This is a genomic window from Rhodococcus sp. MS16 (assembly GCF_013277795.1).
In the GTDB taxonomy this organism is placed as follows: domain Bacteria; phylum Actinomycetota; class Actinomycetes; order Mycobacteriales; family Mycobacteriaceae; genus Rhodococcus_F; species Rhodococcus_F globerula.
The window spans coordinates 1-19,899 of record NZ_VBTM01000027.1; the positions used below are offsets into that span (position 1 = coordinate 1).

The window sequence follows — 19,899 nt, forward strand, 5'->3', positions numbered from 1 at the left end:
TGGCTGGGAAGAAACCCGAGGAGTACGGCGCCGAGCCCACCCGGTACGAGGACATGATCGCCGGCTGCTTCGACCCGAAAGCCCGTGTGCTGGACATGGATATCGACGGCGTCCAAGCCGGACTGTCCTTTCCTTCGTTCCCCCGGTTCGCCGGAACGGTCTTCCTCGAAGGCAAGGACCGGGAGTTGGCGTTGCTCTCGGTCAAGGCCTGGAACGATTACCACATCGACGAATGGTGCGCGAGCGCCCCGGACCGGTTGATCCCGCTGGTGATCCTGCCGCTGTGGTCGGTGGAGGAATGCGTCAAAGAGGTCTACCGCACCGCAGCCAAGGGCGCGAAAGCGATTTCCTTCCCCGAAAATCCTGTACCGCTGGGACTTCCGTCGTTCCACACCGATCACTGGGATCCGCTGTTCTCGGCGTGTGAGGATGTCGACATCCCGTTGACCGTGCACTTCGGCACCTCGGGTAAGGCCCCGATCACCGCCCCCGAAGCCCCGATGGCCGTGATGACGGCACTCTTCGGGTGCAACTCGATGTACGCGACCGCCGATCTGTTGTTCTCCCCGGTTTTCCATCGCCATCCGAAACTGAAGTTCCTGCTCTCCGAGGGCGGGATCGGCTGGGTTCCGTACATGCTCGAACGGATGGATCAGACGTGGGAGAAGCACCGGTTCTACCAGAACATCAACCAAACAGTGCGTCCGTCGGAATTGTTCTCCAAGCACCTCTTCGGTTGTTTCATCGAGGACAACTTCGGTATCAAGAACCGTCACGACGTCGGTATCGACAACATCACCTGGGAGGGTGACTACCCGCACTCGGATTCGAACTGGCCGAACAGTCGCAAGAAAGTACACGACGCGATGATCGATGTTCCCGATGACGAAGTCGAGAAGATGGTCGAAACCAATGCCCGTGCCCTGCTGCACTTTCCCCGCACCTAAACCACTGCCGCGACCGAGAAACCGGGAGGAATGCCATGGAAGAACTGATCGAGCAGTTCCCAGAAGATGATTGGGTCGACCAGGACCTGCTCACGCGAGACCTGGCAGGCGAATTACTGGACGCGGAGATCAAAGCCGAGAAAGAACGCCTCGAATCTCCGGATGACGCCGACGCCGGCCTGTTCAGCCACTCCGACCGGCGGCGCAGAATCGCTGCCATGGTTGCCATCCGGGATCGCCATCGTGCACCGAATACCCTGTAACGCTGTGCAATCCGACACCCTGCAGCGGCGCCGGCACCAACGGGTCAGCGGTGTCCCGCGCCAACGACGAACAACGAAATCGCAACTTCGAGCGGAGAACACGTGAGTCCCATCGTGGATACCGGCCGGCCACTGCCCCAGCCGACACTGGCAAGCGCCGAGTTCTGGGCCTCGGGCGCCGATGGCATCCTGCGGATCGCCCAATGCTCGGATTGCGGTAAACGCACACATCCACAGTCGGTGCTGTGCCCGGACTGTCATGGTCGCAAGCTCCCCCTGCATCCAGTATCGGGAAAGGCTGTTGTCGTCGGCGTGACGATCAATGTCCAACAGTGGCTTCCGAACTTCCCGCCGCCGTACGTCATTGCGATTGTCGCGTTGGCGGAAGATCCGCAGGTGCGCCTGACGACGAATATCGTCGGGTGTGAGCCAACTGATGTCCAGGTCGGTACTCGAGTCCGTGTCGTATTCGAGCAGGTCGAGGAATCAATCTGGTTGCCGCTCTTCGAGATCGATCCCGATGCCGACGAGCCCGGCCCGCTCCCCGAACCCGAAAACTACAAATCCCGGCTGCGCCAACCGGTGAGCACCAACCGGTTCGAGGATCGGGTCGCGATCAGCGGGGTCGGACAGTCGAAAATCGGCCGCCGACTCATGGCCGACCCGCTCTCACTCACTGTCGATGCATGCTTGGCCGCCGTCACCGATGCCGGTCTGACGCTCGATGACATCGACGGATTGTCCACCTACCCAGGCAGATCCGTCGGCGGCATGTCCGAAGGCGGAATCATGCCCGTCGAGCAAGCACTGCGGATACGTCCGACCTGGGTCAACGCAGGCGGTGAACTACCCGGGCAGAACGGATCGATCGTGGCCGCGATGCTTGCGGTGGCCTCAGGACTATGCCGGCACGTGCTGTGTTTCAGAACGGTGTGGGAATCCTCGCACTCGGAACTCGTCCGCTCCGGCGCTTGGGCGTCCGGCGCCGGCCGAGCCACGGACATGTTCGAATTCCGTCATCCTTTCGGCGCGATGTCTGCGGCTAACTGGATTGCCTGCCAAGCGTCGCACTACTTCCACCGCTACGGCGATGCGAAGGACGCTCTCGGGGCAATCGCCGTAAATACCCGCGACAACGCCTCCGCTAATCCGGAGGCCGTATACCGCACCCCCATCACCATGGAGGATTACCTCACCGCCCGCCCGGTCTCCACACCGTTCGGCCTGTACGACTGCGACGTTCCCGTCGACGGCGCGGTAGCGGTCATCGTCTCGGCCGTCGACACCGTGCAGGACCTGCGCCACAAGCCCGTGTTCGTCGAGGCTGTCGGTACTCAGATGATGGAAAATCTCTCCTGGGATCAAGGCACTCTTACCCATTTACCGCAATCTCTCGGACCCAGCGCGCATTTGTGGAGTCGCACCGACCTGCGGCCGGATGACGTCGACGTCGCCTTGCTCTACGACGGGTTCACTTTCAATGCGTTGTCCTGGCTGGAAGCCCTCGGGTTCTGCGAATTCGGCGGCGCGGGGGACTTCATCGACGGTGGCCGCGGTATCGCGATCGACGGGCGTCTACCGCTCAATCCGCACGGAGGCCAGCTTTCTGCCGGTCGGACCCATGGTTACGGATTCTTCCGAGAGGCCGTGCTGCAACTTCGCCGGCAAGCACCTGGCCGTCAAGTCACAGATCCACGCGTCGCAGTAGTTACCTCGGGTGGCGGAGTGCCATCTGGAGCAATTTTGCTGCGCGCCGACTGATTCCACTCACCCCGAACCTCCCATCATCAGGAGCTGACATGCAACGACCACTCGAAGGTATCCGCATCCTCGAAGTAGCCCAATACACATTTGTGCCCGCTGCCGCGGCTGTGCTCGCGGACTGGGGTGCCGACATCACCAAAGTCGAACACGCCGTGAACGGAGACGCGCAGCGAGGACTCGTCCGCGTTCTCGGCTACGACGCCAACCGCCCTGGGTCGTCGTTCGCACCGATTATGGAAGGACCGAACCGCAGCAAACGCAGCATCGGCATCGACCTCGCGAATCCTGAATCACGCACGGTTCTCACCGAACTCGTACGCCGAAGCGACGTGTTCCTCACCAACTACCTGCCCGGCCTGCGCACCAAGCTAGGTTTGACGCTCGAAGAAATCCGGGCAATCAATCCCGACATCATCTACGTCACCGGGAGCGGTTTCGGCAGCGAAGGTCCCGACGCCAACAGTGGTTCATTCGACGCGACCGGATTCTGGGCTCGCGGTGGCAGTGCCGACGGCCTGATGCCGCCGGATACCGAACACATGGCGTTCATGCCGGCAGGCGCTTACGGCGACAACATCGGTGGTATGACCATCGCGGGTGGTATCGCAGCCGCGATCGCCGGCCGTGAACGCACCGGCGAGCCATCGGTTGTCGACGTCTCCCTACTCGGAGTAGGTGCCTGGGCTACACAGTTCACGGTCAACCTGGCGCTGTTCACCGGCGGACCACTACCCAAGGTACGCAAGAAGTCCGCCGCGGCAGGAAATCCTCTGACCGGCTCCTATCGCACTTCGGATAACCGCTGGCTGCAATTCTCCATGCTCCAGCCCACAAAGTTCTGGAACGAGTTCGTGACCGCTCTGGGCCTCGAGCATCTCGCCGGGGACAGCCGATTCCAGACCATGGAGTCCATCACCGAGCACAGTGAAGAAATCACCGGCTGGTTCGCCGACGCGATCGCCTCGCGCCCCTACGACGAGTGGACCGCAGTCCTCACGAATCTCAGCGGACCGTGGGCTCCCGTGCAGAACAGCTGGGAGTTGGGTCACGACGAATCGCTCGTCGCCAACGGCCGCATCGTCGAGGTCACAGATGCTGACGGCGTGCCGCAGAAACTCGTCGCAAATCCAGTCAAATTTGATAATTCCCCAGTGCAGATGACCCGCGCCCCACAGTTCGCCGAGCACACCGACGACATTCTGCGCGAGCTCGGCTTCGACGATGAACGACTCATCGAACTCAAGATCGCCGGAGCCGTTACCTAGCTGGCGCCCAACACAATCCATCCGCTTGAACGACAGGAGTCAAAACAGCATGCGAATCAGAGAAGCCGTCATCGTCGAGGCGGTACGCACGCCGATCGGCAAGCGGAACGGGTCGTTGAGCAGCGTCCACCCAGTTGATCTATCCGCTTTGGTGCTCAATGAGCTGATCCGACGGACCGGAGTCGACCCGTCGTTGATCGACGACGTCATGTGGGGCTGTGTCACTCAACTCGGTGACCAGTCCAGCAATGTCGCGCGATTCGCAACCTTGGCGGCGGGCTGGCCGGAAAGCGTACCGGCTGTCACCGTCAACCGTGCGTGCGGATCAGGTCAACAGGCCATCGAATCAGCGGCCCACGCGGTGATGTCGGGCGCCTACGATATTGCTGTCGCGGGAGGGGTCGAGATGATGTCTCGGATTCCACTCGGCGCAGCCCGAGCTTCCGGCTTCCCTTATGGTCAAACCGTTCTCGACCGATACGACGTCGACAAGCTCGACCAAGGAATCGGCGCGGAACTGATTTCCCAGAAGTGGAATCTCTCGCGTCAGATGCTTGACGAGTTCGCCTCCAGATCTCATGAACTCGCAGCCAAGGCAATCGACGGCGGAGCGTTCGACTCACAACTTGTAACGGTAGACATCGGCGAAGCACAGCTCGCTGTCGACGAAGGTCTGCGGCGCGGAACGTCGCCGGAGACGCTTGCCAAGCTGAAGCCGTCATTCCGCGACGACGGTGTGATCCACGCCGGAAACGCGTCACAAATCTCCGACGGCGCATCGGCAGTAATGATCACGACGCCGGAAAAGGCCGCAGAGTTGGGGCTGGTCCCCATCGTTCGTCTGCTCGCCGGCTCGGTTGTCGGTGCAGATCCCGTCATGATGCTCACTGCTCCCATTCCCGCCACGCAGAAAGTTCTCGCCCGTGCCGGTCTCGGAATCAACGACATCGGCGCAATCGAGATCAACGAAGCGTTTGCGCCGGTTCCGCTGGCATGGCAGATCGAACTCGGTGCGGATCTCGAACGCATCAATCCACTCGGTGGCGCAATCGCGGTGGGGCACCCCCTCGGCGCGTCAGGGGCGATCCTGACAACCCGGCTCGTTCACCACATGCGCGATCGCGGACTCAAATACGGGTTGCAGACCATCTGCGAGGGCGGCGGAACTGCCAACGCAACGATCTACGAACTCGTCGAGTGACGCGGACCGTGGTCGCCGTTTGATCTTGCGCACTTACGAACCGTCCCGATGACGGTTGTCAGTCATCGGGACGGTGAAACCAATACGGCACAGAGATTTACGGGCCCGCCGTCCCTTGACCCCACAACCGGAGGATGTCGTCTACTGGCTTAGCGGCGTCGGAGTATCCGATCGGCAGTCGCGGAGTCCATGCATCACCGTCCTCGGCGACGAGGATGCCCCGTGCGGCAACGTGCGGATGGTGCGGCGCCTCCGCCAGGCTGAGAACCGGCGTCAAGCATGCGTCGGTGTGGCCGGCGAGGTCAGCCCATTCGTCACGGGTTCTCGTCGCGACGGCCGCCGCAATTCGATCTCGAAGAGCAGGCCACGCCTGGGGATCGTGCCTACCCTGGGCCAATTCGGGTTCGAGCCCGAGGACCTCGAGGAGCACATCGAAGAACGGATCTTCCAGAGCTCCTACAGCCACGAACTTACCGTCAGCGCAGGGATAAACATCGTAGTAAGGAGCGCCTGTGTCCAGCCGATTCGTACCGGGTTCGTCGGACCACCGTCCAGTCGCGCGGTATTCGTGAAGCATCGAGGTCAGATAGTTGGTGCCGTCGAGAATCCCGATATCGAGAACCGACCCCGTGCCGGTCCGGTCGCGCTCGAAGACAGCTGCCAGAATCGCTGTGACGAGATACATTGCGCCGCCACCGAAATCACCGAGAAGGTTAGCCGGCGGCATGGGCACCGAACCCGCTCTGGTGGCGGAGTGCAGCGCACCTGTCAGTGCGATGTAATTGATATCGTGCCCGGCGGTGAACGCAAGCGGACCCGTCTGGCCCCATCCGGTCATCCGGGCATAGATCAGACGATTGTTGACAGCGGCGAGATCATCCGGACCCAATCCGAGACGCTCCATGACACCGGGACGAAACCCTTCCACCAAGACATCAGCAGATCCGATGGCATTGTGTACGAACCGAATCGAGTCTGGATCTTTGAGGTCGACTTCCATCGTCGACCGGTTACGCACCAACGCCGGTATCTCCGATCCGGGGCGGCGCAAGGTCAGGATCTCAGCTCCCAAATCGGCCAGCAGCATGCAACCGAACGGAGACGGTCCCAATCCGAGAAACTCGACAACTCGCAGACCACTAAGCGGCGCACTAGATTTCATGTCATCCATCCCTTGGTTTCAAATTAGTCTGTCGGTAGATTGAACCGCAGGCTCGCCCATGTCGACAAACTGGACGCCGAGCACGAGTATTACCGATCAATTTAGGAGAAGCCAAGTGCCTCAACCATTTTACGACGATGACCACAACCAGTTCCGCGCACTGGTGCGCGAATTCGTGAAGCGTGAAGTCACCCCGAACCTCGACCGATGGGAGGAGGACGCAAGCACTGGCCGCGACGTATGGAAATCCGCAGGCGCACACGGAATTCTCGGTATCCGAATCGCCGAAGACCTCGGCGGAGGCGGAATGAAGGACTATCGCTTCCGCTGTGTGATCCAGGAGGAACTTGCCGCAGTCGGAGCGGCATCCCTCGCTTCCGGGTTCTCGATCAACGAGGATATCGTCGCGTCGTACCTGACGACATTCGGGACGGCCGAACAGCAAAAAGAGTGGCTCCCCGGGATGGCCGAGGGCTCCATCGTCACGTCCATTGCCATGTCGGAGCCCTCGGCCGGCAGCGACCTCCGTGCGATGAAGACGTCGGCGGTGCGAGACGGCGACGATTGGGTCATCAACGGCTCCAAGACATTTATCACAAGTGGATTCTCTTCCGACCTAGTTCTCGTCGCCGCACGTACCGGCGAGGTCGATGGACGCCCCCGACTGTCGCTCATCCTCGTACCCACCACCACCGACGGATTCGTACGGGGTCGCAAGCTGCGCAAACTGGGCTTGCACGCCCAGGACACGGCCGAGATCGCCTTCGATAACCTGCGTGTCCCTACGTCTAATCTCGTCGGTGAGGAAGGCCGTGGGTTCCACCACCTGACGGCGCAGCTTCCACTCGAACGCCTGTCGATTGCATGGCGCGCCCTGTGCGCGGCCGAGGCGGCACTGGAGTGGACGGGCCGCTACACCAGCGAGCGAAAGGCATTCGGCCAACGCATCATCGACCTCCAGAACACGCGATTCCGGCTTGCGGAGATGACGACCGAAGTAGACATCACACGAACGTTCCTGGAGCAGTCCATTCTCGCGTACAACGACGGCACATTCGACGCTACCCTCGGAGCGAAGGCCAAGTGGTGGTCCACCGAGTTGCAGAATCGCGTCGTCAACGGATGCCTGCAGTTGCACGGCGGATACGGGTACATGGACGAGTACCCGATCTCACGTGCCTACGCCGACGCCAGAGTGCAAACCATCGTCGGCGGCACAACAGAAATCATGAAAGAAATCATCGGCCGCGACGTAGCCGCCCGATTCTCCTCATGACACACACCCCTCGATCCTCCCCTCCCCTTCCGAAGAAAGCCTGACACATGCAATTGCGAGACAACACATTCCTGGTTACCGGAGCAGCCTCCGGCCTCGGTGAAGCAACGGCCACCGTTCTCGTCGAGGCCGGTGCGCGCGTGGTGATCGCCGATCTTGCCGAGTCCGACGGAAAAGCGACCGCAGCACGCCTGGGCGACGCGGCCGTCTTTGCGCCGATCGATATCACCGATGAGGCGTCATTCGGTCCCGCACTCGACGCTGCCGAGGCGATCGGCCCCCTGCGCGGAGTCGTGCACTGTGCCGGACGCGGCGGCGATCGTCTACGCATTCTGGACAAGGAAGGCAATCCGAACGACTTGGAAAGCTTCCGCAACGTCCTCGAGATCAACCTCATCGGCACCTACAATGTCCTCCGCTGCACCGCAGCCAGGATGGCACGCAACGAGCCCCTCGACGGTGAGCGAGGCAGCATCGTGCTCACTGCATCGGTGGCTGCATTCGACGGTCAGATCGGCCAAACCTCCTACACCGCATCGAAAGCCGCTGTTCACGGCATGACACTCGTCGCGGCACGCGATCTCGCAAGCTTCGGGATCCGAGTCAACACGATCGCTCCGGGATTGTTCGACACTCCCATGCTCGCGCGACTTCGCTCGGACATCCGTGAGGGCCTTGCCGCAGGCGTGCCCTTCCCGAAGCGACTGGGTCGCCCGCAGGACTATGCGGCAATGGCCACTGCACTCCTGACGAATTCGTACGCGAACGGTGAAACTATTCGACTGGACGGCGCGATCCGGATGGCGCCTCGATGAGCGCACTGACAACGGCCGACGTGCTCGTGGAAGCTGATGCCGGGATTCTCACGATCACCATCAACCGTCCTGCACAACGCAATGCGATGACGCTGACCGCTGCGACCGAGATCGCCGCGGCGTTGACTCGTCTCGACGAGGACCCGGATCTGTCGGTTGCAATTCTCACTGGCAGTGGCGGAACATTCTGCGCGGGAATGGACTTGAAGAGATTTCAGCTCGGTGAGCGGCCAGTGGTTCAGGGCCGCGGTTTCGGTGGCCTCGTCGAAGCGCCACCAGCGAAGCCCCTGATCGCCGCGGTCGAAGGATGGGCACTGGGCGGAGGATTCGAAATGGTTCTGGCCTGTGACCTGGTTGTCGCAGGCAGTGGTGCCAAGTTCGGACTTCCGGAGGTAAAGCGCGGCCTTGCCGCGCGCGCCGGCGGAATCTTCCGTGCTCCCCGAACCCTGCCCCGCGCTGTCGCACTCGAGATGCTGCTCACCGGCGAACCGATCGACGCGCAGACTGCGCTCACGCATGGCCTGGTCAATCGAGTGGTTGACGACGGTTCCGCGGCGGAAGGCGCACGCGCTTTGGCAACAGCGATCAGTGCAAACGCTCCGCTGGCGGTGCGCGCCAGCAAGGCTCTGGCGCTTCAATCACGGACCTGGACCGATTCGGAAGCCTTCGAGCGCCAGAACACATACACGGATCCGGTCTTCGCTTCCGCTGATGCGCGCGAAGGCGCGGCTGCATTTTCGGAACGTCGAACGCCGAACTGGCAAGGCCGGTAATAAAAATGGCCGATGCCTACGGCCACTCGAAAGCAGTCGTAGGCATCGGCTGGTATCAACGCCGGGTCATGTCGATGACCAGTTTGCCTGTAGTGAGCCGTTCCGACATACGAGTCAAGGCGAGCGGCACTTCATCGAGTGTGTAGATTTCGGAGACGTAGGGCTTCATTCCTTGTCCGACAAGACGTTCGATCTCCTTGCGACCCTCCTCGACAGCTTGCGGTAGATGAGCGGCGAGCGTACGAATCTCGAACCCTCGCAGGATCGCGCCTTTCAGGAGAACTAGATTCATCGGGATCCGCGGAATATCACCTTGCGCAAAACCTAGGCAGACATAGCGCCCGCCCCACCCGATCGCTCGAATCGCTTGCTCCGAGTACGCACCACCCACCGGATCGATCACCACATCAGCACCCGTGCCGGTGATTTCCTTGATCCGCAGTTTGAGATCCTCGTCGTCGTAGGCGATCGTTTCCACGGCGCCGAGCGCACGACAGGCTTCAGCGCGTTCCGCGGTGGACACTGCGGCGATCACCTTAGCTCCGAGACGAGTCGCGATGTCGATACAGGCAGTGCCCACACCACCAGCGGCGCCGAGAACCACCACCCAGTTCCCAGGTTTCATATCTCCGAATGTCGTCAGAGAGTGGTATGCGGTTCGGTAAGTGACGTTGAATGCTGCGGCATGGATCATGTCCAACCCTGCAGGGGCCGGCGACAGTGCGGTGTGCGGAACGGTGATCTGCTCCGCAAATGCACCGCCGAATGCCGTGCCCATCACGGCATCCCCGGGTACGAAGTTCGTGACCTCGGCTCCGACTGCCAGCACCCGCCCAGCGAATTCGCTTCCCGTAGTGAACGGAGTCGGCACCGTCACCTGATAGCGATCCGCAGCGATGAGGACGTCCGGATAATTCACGGCGGCAGCCTCGATTCCCACAAGCACCTCCGACGGTCCGGCTACCGGATCGGGTATTTCACGGATCACAATCTTGTCCGGATCTCCGTGGATCTCACACCGCGCTGCTCGCATGCTATGGCCTTCCTGCCGAGTGGGGTTTGCTTGGGTTTTCCACTTTTGGTGTTATCGCGCTGCCGCCCGCCCGCTACCTGACCATGAGCGACCCGCCGTCGACTGCGAAGATCTGCCCCGTCATGAATCGTGAGCCTTCGCCTGCAACAAATTCGAGTACTGGAACCAGATCCTCGACGTTTCCGAGTTTGCCACCGAGCGGAATCAGGTTTGTCATTTTCCGGTCGTGCTCGACCAGTTGCTCAGGTGTCATCGACGCCCGCGTCGTCTCGTACATCGGCGTACGAATTGCCGGAGCGATTGAGTTGACGGTAATCCCGTACTGCGCCCATTCGGCCGCTACGGTCCGACTCCAGCCCAGCACGGCGCCCTTACTCGCTGCGTACGCGGCCTTACCCATCAAGCCTTTTGCACCTGCTGCGGAGGCAAAGTTGATGATGCGCCCGCCTCCATCTTTCAGGTACTCGAATGCCGCTTGGTTAGTAAGGAACGTCCCCGTGGCGTTGACCGCCATAGTGGACTCCCACATTGACAGCGGCGTGGATTCTGCCGGCGCGCCAGGAGCGATTCCAGCGGCGTGGATCAATACGTCGAGGCCCTTCAAGGATTTCACACCCCGCGCGAAGGCCTGGTCAACCGATTCCTTGTCGGTGACGTCGCACCGAATGAACTCCGCGCCTGCCTCAGCGGCAATCCGCGCTCCCTCGTCCGCTGTGACGTCGAAGGAGACTACCTTTGCGCCCGATTCACCGAACGCCTTGACTAACGCGCCGCCCATTCCACTAGCGCCTCCGGTGATGATGACACGTCGATCAGTCAAATTTCGATTTCCCATTGCGTACTCCGTATCTGTTGATTTGAAACGAATTTGAGCGGCGCACCTACCGCAAAGGCGCGCGTTCACTGGAACCGAAGTTCGGTAAACGCGCGCCTTTGCCGTTCAGTACAAGCCGCCGTCGACGCGGATCAATGACGAGGTGGTGTAGCTGGATGCGGGACTCGCAAGGTACAGGGCAGTAGTGATGATCTCTTCGGGGTTTCCAGGCCTTCCGATCGCACTCTGCGTAGTGTGCCGCTTCTCTTCAGCCCACGACTTGGAGATGTCGGTCAAGAACGGACCCGCGGAGATCGTATTGACTCGCACTTTGGGTCCGTACTCGCGTGCAAATACTCCCGTCAGCGTGTTCAGAGCCGCCTTCGCGCCGGCGTAAGGGCCGAATCGCGGCTGCGGGAAGAGCGCTCCCGAAGACGAGATGTTGATAATCGATCCGCCGTCGCCTGCTGCCATGCGCTCACCGACCAACGATGACAGATGGAACGGGCCTTTGAAGTTGACGCCGATGACCTTGTCGAAAAGCTCCTCGCTGGTTTCAGCCGACGACGGCGCGAGTGGAGACATACCGGCGTTGTTGACCAAGACGTCGATCCGCCCGAACACCTCGTAGGCCTTCTCGACCAGTGCATCGATTTCGTTCCACTTACCGACGTGACAGCTCACCGGAAGAGCCTTGCGGCCCAGGGCTTCTACCTCTTTGGCGACGTCGGCGCACGCTTCCGCTTTGCGGCTGGTGATCACGACGTCGGCGCCAGCTTCAGCGAAGGCCAACACCATTTGACGTCCCAGTCCTCGACTGCCACCGGTGACGAGGGCGACCTTACCTTCGAGAGAAAAGTGATTGCTCATGCGATTCCGTGCTCCTCGAGAATAGCGGCATGCTTGATTTTTGCCTCGGCCAATCGGGTGGGAATGTGCTCGCTGGGGAACAAGTTTTCAGTGGGCTCGTAGTTCGCGAGTACACCGCGTGCGACGGCAACCTTGTGCACTTCGGTCGGTCCGTCCGCCAAGCCCATCGAGATGACGCCGCTCCACCAGATATGCAGCGGGGTTTCAGTCGTGGCTCCCAGTGAACCGTGAATCTGGATCGCGCGGTGAATGATGTCGTGATAGATCTTCGCCATCGCAACCTTGCACATGGCGATGTAAGTGCGTGCCGCACCGTGTGGTTCGTTGTCGATGACCCATGCGGTCTTGATCACCAGCAGTCGGTACTGCTCGAGTTCGATCGCCGAATCGGCGATGAACTGCTGCACCATCTGCTTCTTCGCAAGGGTCTCGCCTTGCGTACGACGCGAGAGCACTCGCTCGCCCATCATGTCCAGGGCACGCTGGCATTTGCCGACGGTGCGCATGGCGTGATGGACGCGGCCGCCGCCGAGTCGAGACTGAGCCACTTCGAAGCCCTGTCCGGGGCCACCGAGGATCGCGTCGGCCGGCAGGCGCACGTCGTTGTAACGGATGTAGGCGTGCGTTCCCTCGTCGAGTTCGTCTCGATCACCCATGACGGAGACGTTGCGGACGATCTCGATTCCTGGGGTTTCAGCGGGCACGACGAACATCGACATCCGGCGGTACGGCGACGCTTCGGTGTCCGTCACCGCCATGACGATGAGGAACGACGCGTAGCGCGCATTCGACGAGAACCACTTCTCGCCGTTGATAACCCACTCGTCACCGTCCTTGCGTGCCGCGCAGACGAACTCCTTGGGATCAGACCCTGCCTGCGGCTCGGTCATCGAGAAGCATGAAACGATGTCGCCATCCAGCAGCGGCTGCAGATACTTCGCCTTTTGTGCATCGGTTCCGTACATCGCGAGAATTTCGGCGTTTCCGGTGTCCGGTGCCGCGGTACCGAAAACCGTTGGAGCCCACATGGACCGACCTAGAACCTCATTCAGCAACGCAAGCTTGAGCTGACCGTAACCCTGCCCGCCGAGCTCCGGACCGAGATGGCACGCCCACAGACCCTGTTCTTTGACCCGGTCTCGTAACGGGCCGAGTATGGCCCGTGCGGCCTTGTTTTCCATGTTGTACGGCTGACCGAGGTGAGGGAAGAGCAGGTCCAGCGGCTCGCACTCCTCGCGAACGAATGTCGCCGCCCAGTCGAGCTTTGCCTGAAATTCAGGATCGGTCTGGAAATTCCACATCGTATGAGTCCTTTGTTAGTACGGGGTTCACACTCGAGCGACACGCACGGTCGGGCGAACTTCAGTGTTCGGTTACGGCTTTGAGACAAAACTGCAGCAGATGCTCGCGTTCTTCTTGTATGGGGGTGTGATCGGCTTCGAGATATGTTGTCGTCAGGCCCATTACCAAGGTCTGAATGAACATGGCGGTGCGTTCGGGGTCCGGGACGTTGCCCTCGATAAGGATGCCGCAGAGTAGATCCCGGATACGGCTGAGTCCGACTGGCTTGATCTCGCTTTTAGTTCTGGCAATCTGGCCCATGTTCCAGATGATTACCCGGCTTACATCGGAGAGATCAGGATCTTCGATCTGCGCCAAGACTCCGTCGATCCAGGCGGCGAGACGCCCTTGAAATCCGGACTGCTTGAATACTCGATACTTCAGGTAGGCATGGATGTTCAGGAGCCCCTGCTCGTAGAGCGCGACGATGATGTCGTCTCGACTCCGGAAGTGCCGGTAGAAGGCCTGATTCGACATTCCCGCCTCGCGGACGATTTCGGCAATTTTGGGCTGATCGGTACACCCCTTACTCAACATCACAGTCTGGGTAGCCCGGATCAGTAACTTCACCTCGCCGTCGTACGAGGCCTGCCGACCAGGCTTAGGCACTCGACGGAGTTGACTCCCACCCGCGATCACCGGCGGTGCGTTATCTACATCGCGACGTGGTTCGGACATCACGTATGCTCTCGTTCTTCGATTGCCGCGATCAATATCCGATCAGCGCGAGTGCTTCTGTCAGCAGGCCAGGCAGGGCGGGTTCCATCTTCTGGAATGCCGGGCTCAATGCTCCGCGTTTGCGTCCGCGTTTGATCAATAGTGCTGTCGCGGCGGCTTCCTTGTACCGCGTGAGTGCGTGAAACCATTCGATGTCCTCGACTGGCCGACCCAGGGTCTGCTCGTAGATCCGGACAACCTCGTCGACAGTTGGTGTACCGCAAGGCTTTTCTGAGTAGGCCGCGGGGTGGGCGGCCTCATCGGTGAAGTAGGTGAGCCAGGTGAGATCGATTCGCGGGTCACCGACCGACCAGATTTCCCAGTCGATCAACGCTGTGACACGGTCTCCTTCACAGAGCGTGTTACCCAATCGATAGTCACCGTGGTTGACGACGGGTTCCGCCGGGACTGGCATCGTCGCATGCAATGCCTTTGCACATCGCAGATAGTCACCGCTCAGATCATCCGAAACTGTCTCGAATGCTCTGGTCCACCTGTCGATTTCATCGCCCAGCGACACCACCGGCTCGTCACCCAGACCAATATCGGAAGGCTTGACCGAATGCAGATGAGCAAGCATCCGCGTAGCGGAGAGGTACCTCTCGCGTGTTTGCGCACGCGCCACTCCGTCTCGAGGACGTTGAGCATCGAGCAGTGGTTCCACACATTCTCCAGCGACCATTTGCATTGCCACGAAAGGAGGATCACCCGCGTCCTCGAAATAGACTGCCGGTGTCGACACCCCGGCAGCACCCTGCAACGCCTGCATGACACGTCCCTGACGTAGCACGTCTCGATTTCGAACGGGTGCCAGTCCTGGGGGCGCAACCTTGAGGACGACAGATTCGTCGATTGCCCCACCCGAAACGTCGGCGATGAATGTCAGGCTCGATGTTCCGCCGGTCAGTGGCCGCACGTTGGAAACCTCGAGATTTGTTTGCCAACTGCGACTGGCATCGCCAGCTCGGACGCTCAGATCGGCGAGGAGTTCGGTATGTTCGGATTCCGTTGTCATGGAAGATCCTTCGGATTTCGGACAATCCAAAAGTGAGATTGTCATTCTGGGAACATGATTCTGAGGTTTCGGCACGATGTCAATAGACGCATTCCACTCAGCAGAACCAGGCCCGGAATATACCCGGAATCTGAAGACTGAACTCCGAGAGCATCTTCCGCGGACTATTCTCAGGTGAAATGCGCGGAGCGGAGCTCCGCCTTACGAATCTTGCCGAGCGCTGTTCGAGGGAGCTCGTCAACGACAACAAGCCGCTCGGGTGTCTTCACTCTGGCGAGCCCGGACGCCGCGAAATGCTCACGAAGTCCGGCGAGTTCAAGTTTCATGCCCGGAGAAAGTACGACAACCGCCGCGACCACTTCGCCGTAACGTTCGTCCGCAGCTGCAACGATCGCGCCCTCCCGGATCGCCGGGTGCGTGACGAGCACGTCTTCGATCTGGCCGGAAGACATCGTCTCACCAGCCCTGATGACGACATCCTTCATACGATCGGTGATCGTCAGCCGACCATCGACATCCAGGTGCCCGAGATCGCCGGTCCGCATCCACCCGTCTTCTGTGAATGCCTCGGCATTGAGGCTACTGTCGCGATAGCCGACAAATTGGTCCGGACCTCGAAGTATGATCTCGCCGTCGCCCCCGACCGGAACATCGATGCCGAGTTCATCGACGACACGCACACGTACCCCATCCATCGGTGCGCCGTCTGTTCCCAAACGCGCATCCTCGGGATCGTCGACGCCCCCTGATGTGGCCGTCGGATGCTCAGTGGATCCGTAGCAACGAAAAGTTGCAATACCGACTCTCTGCGCCCGACGCACGAGATCCTCCGGCACCGTGGATGCACCAATGAGGAAGTCGGACAACGTCGTCAGCTTGTCGGCAACACCGTCTACGTCGAGGATCCCGGCAAGGTGAAATGGGGTTCCACCTGTCGCAGTCACCCGATGGGACGAGATCAGTTCGACAGCAAGTTCCGGATCCCACATCTGCATGTACACCGCGTTCCAGCCGTGTACAAGAGGGCGCAGCACACTGGAGACGCCGGCAATGTGTCCGGGCGGAAAGGAAACGAGTTGCACCGAATCGTCGCGGCCGCGGAGATAGCGGGAAGCAGACCTGACCTCCGAAAGCAGCGAATTATGACTGTGCTGAACACCCTTCGGGGCCGCTGTGGTCCCGGAGGTATAGATAAGCAGCGCAATGTCGTCCGCATGTACTGCGGGAGCTGTGTATGTCGCATGCGTGCTCAAATCCGACCATGCGAGACAACCATCCGGGCCGTCGTCACCAACCACGACAATTCGTTCGAGGGTGACGATATCCCGATAATCCCCGACCCGATCACCGTAGTTGATCGAGCGCCATTGGTTCGGCTGGATGAACAGCTTCGCCTCTGATTGCTCGAGAATGAACTGCACCTCGTTCGGGCCGTACACATGCACAATCGGAACCAGTACCGCGCCTGCCAGAAGTACGGCGACGTAGGCTACCGATGCCTCGAAACAATTGGGCAGCTGAACTGCTACAGAGTCACCCGAACCGATGCCGTACCCTCGCAGGGCCGAAGCAACATCTTCTGCAGCAGAGTAGATCTCACCAACCGTGGTCTCGCTCTGTGCGCCGTCGGCCGCGACGTACACGATTCGGGTAAGCGCATTCTCCGCACATTTCTCGGGTAGAACGTCGACCCAACTTCGGTGTGAGTGAAAACCCTCTCGGTACCACAATTCGCTGAGATCACTGATGACCTCAGCCCTGCACATCGAACCCGGCAAACCCTTCACACTCCATCCGCCCGTTGGATGAGCGCCGGCACCGGGGCTCCGTGCAGTCGAGTTCGCCACATGTCGAGCAGGACAGGATCCGCACCGTGATCGAGCATCCACTGCGCCGGTCCCCCACGCGTTGCGGTGATTCGTTCGACGATCGGTTCGATCGCCGAGGACGGCGCGTGCATGTACTGCTCCGGAAGCGGCGGCGACTTCGCGGTGCGCACACCGACGTCGAACCATCGAGCCATGAGGTCAGGCAGAGTCCGCTCGGTACGCACGTAGTCATCGACGACGGCCTCAGGCCGCACGCCTGCAGCAAGAAGCAATACCGCTACCGCAACACCGGTACGGTCCTTACCGGCCGTGCAGTGCAACAAAACTGGGCCCTCTGGCTGGGTAACCAGATCAAGAAGTTCACCGACCCAGGAACTGCCGCGGTCGATCATGCGCGCATAGACGACTGACAGATCGCTCGGCTGAGCGTCGGGGGCCGCAGCGGCAGAAAGCGGTACGTGATGCACGCTGGTTCCTACCGGCCATTCATAGGCAAACCGAGCACGTTCCCTTGCACCTCTCAGATCAATGACGCTCTTGGGTGGCCACAATGCAATTTCGGGAATCACGGAATCGCCGGGGTAAGGAGCGTCTCCGCGATACAGGATGCCGTGCGCGGTCGCGCCCTTGCCTAGGAGCGGCAAACCGCCGACGTCCCGGAGATTGACCAACCCCCGGCCGGTCACACGCGACTCCGGACACTACTGATCCAGTTAACATTTTGACCTTCAACAGTTTTCACGGTCAACCTCGAGCAGGTTCCGCGGCAACAACTTCGGGGCGATAGGCACTTCCGAGCAGAATTCCCGCCGCCACTAGGCCGCCGACCGCCGCCGTGAGACCGCCTGCCCAGCCGGCGAACAACTCGCCACCGAAGAACTGGTTATCGAGGCTTGCCGTTCCGGGTCCGGTGATCGCGACGACGACAGCACCCACTGCGAGCACCATGTTGTACTCCCACCCGTCTCCGGCGATGAAGAATCCCTTGTCGCGGTGCACAGTCCACGCCGCGACAAACATCAGGGCGACAAAGCCCGCAGCAGCGAACGGAGTGAGCAGGCCCAACGCAAGAGAGATGCCCGCAGCAACTTCGGTGGCAGCAGCCAACCACGCGTGCACCAGTCCCGGTCGCATGCCGATGCTCTCGAACCATCGTGCAGTGCCTGGGATTCGGCCACCTCGGAAGAGTTTCCCGTATCCGTGCGCGGCCATGGTCAGGCCCAAGCAGACCCGCAGGATCAGCAGTCCCGTGTCGATCGAATTCACTACCACTCCATCCGTCTGATCGACAGCACATCACTCCTCGAACTGCCGGTTTAATAGACAAATATTACCTCTATAACTAAGTTATAAACAAGGGTGGACCTCCCGGCTCGTTCGAAACGACCAATTCCGCACTCACCTCATCGAAAGGCACACCATGGACCTCACCAACGCGTCTGCTGCAGTTACCGGCGGCGCTTCCGGCCTCGGGCGGGCGACCGCAGAGGCTTTCCTAGCCCGCGGCGTCCCGACAGTAATCATCGATCTGCCATCCTCGAACGGCGAAGTAGTAGCCAAGGAACTAGGCGACCTGGCTACATTCATGCCGGCCGACGTCCGTGATCCCGAGGCTGTCGACGCCGCCCTCGCCGAGGCGGAGAGCAAAGCCCCGTTGCGGGCAGTCGTGCACTGCGCTGGACGCGGCGGAAAACTGCGCGTGGTCGAAAAAGACGGCACACCAGGGAGCCTGGAGCTCTATCAAGATGTCATCAGTACAAATCTCGTCGGAACGTTCAATGTATTGCGACTGGCCGCTGCCCGCATGGTCAAGAACGACGTGGTCGACGGAGAGCGCGGCATCATCATCATGACCGCATCCGTGGCTGCCTTCGAAGGACAGATCGGCCAGGCCGCCTACTCGTCTTCCAAGGCCGGCGTTGCGGGGCTGACCATCGTCGCGGCTCGCGATCTGGCACGCAAGTTCGTACGCGTCGTTACGATCGCGCCCGGTACCTTCGAGACGCCGATCCTCGGCGGCCTGTCCGACAAAGTGAGGGAGTCGCTCGCCTCCCAGGTCCCCCATCCGTCCCGTTTGGGCGCTCCGACGGAGTACGCCAAGCTCGCGCTGGCGATCGTCGACAACGCCATGATCAACGGCGAGACCATCCGAATCGACGGCGCGATTCGTATGGGCCCGGTCTAGTCCGAGATCAGAACGGAATCGAAATCGGCATGCGAGGAAACAGCGCACCGATTTCGATTCCGCGGATTACGAACACCACGAATACTCGTCTTGCCCAGTCGCTCTCATTGGTCGCTACAGTCCTCAATTTCCGTAGGCAGATTGATTGAACCTATCCAGCAACAAGACGAACACCGACACATCCTGCTGCGTCCAATCCGATACCACGTCTGCTGTCCAGCCGTGCCTCGCCTTACTGACCGCACTGAACTTCTCCGCGGCATCGGGCGTCGGGGAGAACAAAGCCACGCGGCCGTCATGGGGATCAGGCTCAGAGACCAGATAGCCGTCCCTGGTGAGAGCCGTGAGATGTCGACTCACCACACTTCTGTCCAATCCTGTGGCGGCAATCAGCGCTGCCGGCGATGCCGGAAACGTGTCCGCAATTTGCGTCATGATGACAAAAGCGGCCGGCGCCATCTCGGGCGCTATCAGAGCCACATTCGTGATCAACGCCTTCCTCGAACCCCGCACGAGCTGACTGATCCCCGCTTGAATCGAGCGGATATCGGCTTCACGTTGTGTCGAACTCACAGGATCAGCATAGATCTTGCCACGACACACACTGCACATCTTCCGTCGATTTTAGT

At 60.6% G+C, this 19,899-nt stretch carries 20 protein-coding genes; 9 read left to right on the plus strand and 11 right to left on the minus strand.

Annotation, left to right across the window (positions count from 1 at the left end; all coding sequences use genetic code 11):
- The 5 genes from FEZ60_RS31300 to FEZ60_RS31320 all read left to right on the plus strand — a co-directional run.
- Window positions 1–947 (plus strand): amidohydrolase family protein (locus tag FEZ60_RS31300; RefSeq protein WP_172937867.1); only part of this gene is annotated, 947 nt, incomplete at its 5' end.
- A 35-nt stretch (window positions 948–982) separates the two neighbouring features.
- Window positions 983–1,210 carry a hypothetical protein gene (locus FEZ60_RS31305; RefSeq protein ID WP_033236798.1) on the plus strand — a complete coding sequence of 76 codons (228 nt, stop codon included), beginning with the start codon at window positions 983–985 and terminating at the stop codon, window positions 1,208–1,210.
- A 102-nt stretch (window positions 1,211–1,312) separates the two neighbouring features.
- Window positions 1,313–2,971 (plus strand): OB-fold domain-containing protein, encoded by a 1,659-nt coding sequence (locus tag FEZ60_RS31310; protein WP_172937868.1) that lies wholly within the window; start codon window positions 1,313–1,315, stop codon window positions 2,969–2,971.
- 38 nt (window positions 2,972–3,009) lie between these two features.
- A complete protein-coding gene (locus tag FEZ60_RS31315) occupies window positions 3,010–4,239 on the plus strand; it encodes a CoA transferase (RefSeq protein WP_033236797.1) in 1,230 nt (409 codons plus the stop codon).
- 49 nt (window positions 4,240–4,288) lie between these two features.
- A complete protein-coding gene (locus FEZ60_RS31320) occupies window positions 4,289–5,440 on the plus strand; it encodes a thiolase family protein (protein ID WP_116104650.1) in 1,152 nt (383 codons plus the stop codon).
- A 97-nt stretch (window positions 5,441–5,537) separates the two neighbouring features.
- Here the strand turns inward: FEZ60_RS31320 and FEZ60_RS31325 are convergent, their stop codons facing one another.
- Window positions 5,538–6,602 carry a CaiB/BaiF CoA-transferase family protein gene (locus tag FEZ60_RS31325; protein ID WP_033236813.1) on the minus strand — a complete coding sequence of 355 codons (1,065 nt, stop codon included), beginning with the start codon at window positions 6,600–6,602 and terminating at the stop codon, window positions 5,538–5,540.
- 115 nt (window positions 6,603–6,717) lie between these two features.
- Between FEZ60_RS31325 and FEZ60_RS31330 the strand changes: the two genes are divergently transcribed.
- From FEZ60_RS31330 to FEZ60_RS31340, 3 genes are read left to right on the plus strand one after another with little or no spacing between them, the layout of a single operon-like run.
- Window positions 6,718–7,878 carry an acyl-CoA dehydrogenase family protein gene (locus FEZ60_RS31330; RefSeq protein WP_095887123.1) on the plus strand — a complete coding sequence of 387 codons (1,161 nt, stop codon included), beginning with the start codon at window positions 6,718–6,720 and terminating at the stop codon, window positions 7,876–7,878.
- A 47-nt stretch (window positions 7,879–7,925) separates the two neighbouring features.
- Window positions 7,926–8,693, plus strand: coding sequence for an SDR family NAD(P)-dependent oxidoreductase (locus FEZ60_RS31335; protein WP_033236795.1), 768 nt, complete (start codon window positions 7,926–7,928; stop codon window positions 8,691–8,693).
- Complete coding sequence (locus tag FEZ60_RS31340; protein WP_033236794.1) at window positions 8,690–9,466, plus strand: crotonase/enoyl-CoA hydratase family protein; 777 nt, start codon at window positions 8,690–8,692, stop codon at window positions 9,464–9,466. The genes FEZ60_RS31335 and FEZ60_RS31340 overlap by 4 nt, the downstream gene beginning before the upstream one ends.
- Window positions 9,467–9,521: 55 nt before the next feature.
- On the opposite strand, the gene FEZ60_RS31345 is transcribed toward FEZ60_RS31340, so the two are convergent.
- The 9 genes from FEZ60_RS31345 to FEZ60_RS31385 form a co-directional block, all read right to left on the minus strand.
- Window positions 9,522–10,499: an NADPH:quinone oxidoreductase family protein gene (locus FEZ60_RS31345; RefSeq protein WP_033236793.1), complete on the minus strand. Its 978-nt coding sequence runs from the start codon at window positions 10,497–10,499 to the stop codon at window positions 9,522–9,524.
- Window positions 10,500–10,572: 73 nt separating this feature from the next.
- The gene (locus FEZ60_RS31350; protein WP_033236792.1) at window positions 10,573–11,334 is read right to left on the minus strand and encodes an SDR family oxidoreductase; all 762 of its coding nucleotides are present in this window, start codon (window positions 11,332–11,334) and stop codon (window positions 10,573–10,575) included.
- Window positions 11,335–11,439: 105 nt separating this feature from the next.
- On the minus strand, window positions 11,440–12,183 hold the full coding sequence (locus FEZ60_RS31355; protein WP_092803914.1) for a glucose 1-dehydrogenase: 744 nt from the start codon (window positions 12,181–12,183) through the stop codon (window positions 11,440–11,442).
- A complete protein-coding gene (locus tag FEZ60_RS31360) occupies window positions 12,180–13,484 on the minus strand; it encodes an acyl-CoA dehydrogenase family protein (RefSeq protein WP_033236790.1) in 1,305 nt (434 codons plus the stop codon). The genes FEZ60_RS31355 and FEZ60_RS31360 overlap by 4 nt, the downstream gene beginning before the upstream one ends.
- A 61-nt stretch (window positions 13,485–13,545) precedes the next feature.
- On the minus strand, window positions 13,546–14,202 hold the full coding sequence (locus tag FEZ60_RS31365; protein WP_033236789.1) for a TetR/AcrR family transcriptional regulator: 657 nt from the start codon (window positions 14,200–14,202) through the stop codon (window positions 13,546–13,548).
- A 31-nt stretch (window positions 14,203–14,233) separates the two neighbouring features.
- Complete coding sequence (locus tag FEZ60_RS31370) at window positions 14,234–15,256, minus strand: phosphotransferase family protein (RefSeq protein WP_033236788.1); 1,023 nt, start codon at window positions 15,254–15,256, stop codon at window positions 14,234–14,236.
- Between the two features lie 170 nt (window positions 15,257–15,426).
- Entirely contained in the window at window positions 15,427–17,043 is a 1,617-nt protein-coding gene (locus tag FEZ60_RS31375) for an AMP-binding protein (RefSeq protein WP_245006138.1), read from the minus strand.
- Window positions 17,040–17,771, minus strand: coding sequence for a tyrosine-protein phosphatase (locus FEZ60_RS31380; RefSeq protein WP_092803921.1), 732 nt, complete (start codon window positions 17,769–17,771; stop codon window positions 17,040–17,042). Before FEZ60_RS31380 ends, FEZ60_RS31375 begins: the two co-directional genes overlap by 4 nt.
- Window positions 17,772–17,829: 58 nt before the next feature.
- Window positions 17,830–18,351, minus strand: coding sequence for a DoxX family protein (locus FEZ60_RS31385; RefSeq protein ID WP_033236787.1), 522 nt, complete (start codon window positions 18,349–18,351; stop codon window positions 17,830–17,832).
- A 154-nt stretch (window positions 18,352–18,505) separates the two neighbouring features.
- Here FEZ60_RS31385 and FEZ60_RS31390 point away from each other — a divergent pair, with 154 nt between their 5' ends.
- A complete protein-coding gene (locus FEZ60_RS31390) occupies window positions 18,506–19,270 on the plus strand; it encodes an SDR family NAD(P)-dependent oxidoreductase (protein ID WP_033236786.1) in 765 nt (254 codons plus the stop codon).
- A gap of 123 nt (window positions 19,271–19,393) precedes the next feature.
- On the opposite strand, the gene FEZ60_RS31395 is transcribed toward FEZ60_RS31390, so the two are convergent.
- Window positions 19,394–19,843, minus strand: coding sequence for a MarR family transcriptional regulator (locus FEZ60_RS31395; RefSeq protein ID WP_165826234.1), 450 nt, complete (start codon window positions 19,841–19,843; stop codon window positions 19,394–19,396).
- Window positions 19,844–19,899: the final 56 nt, after the last annotated feature.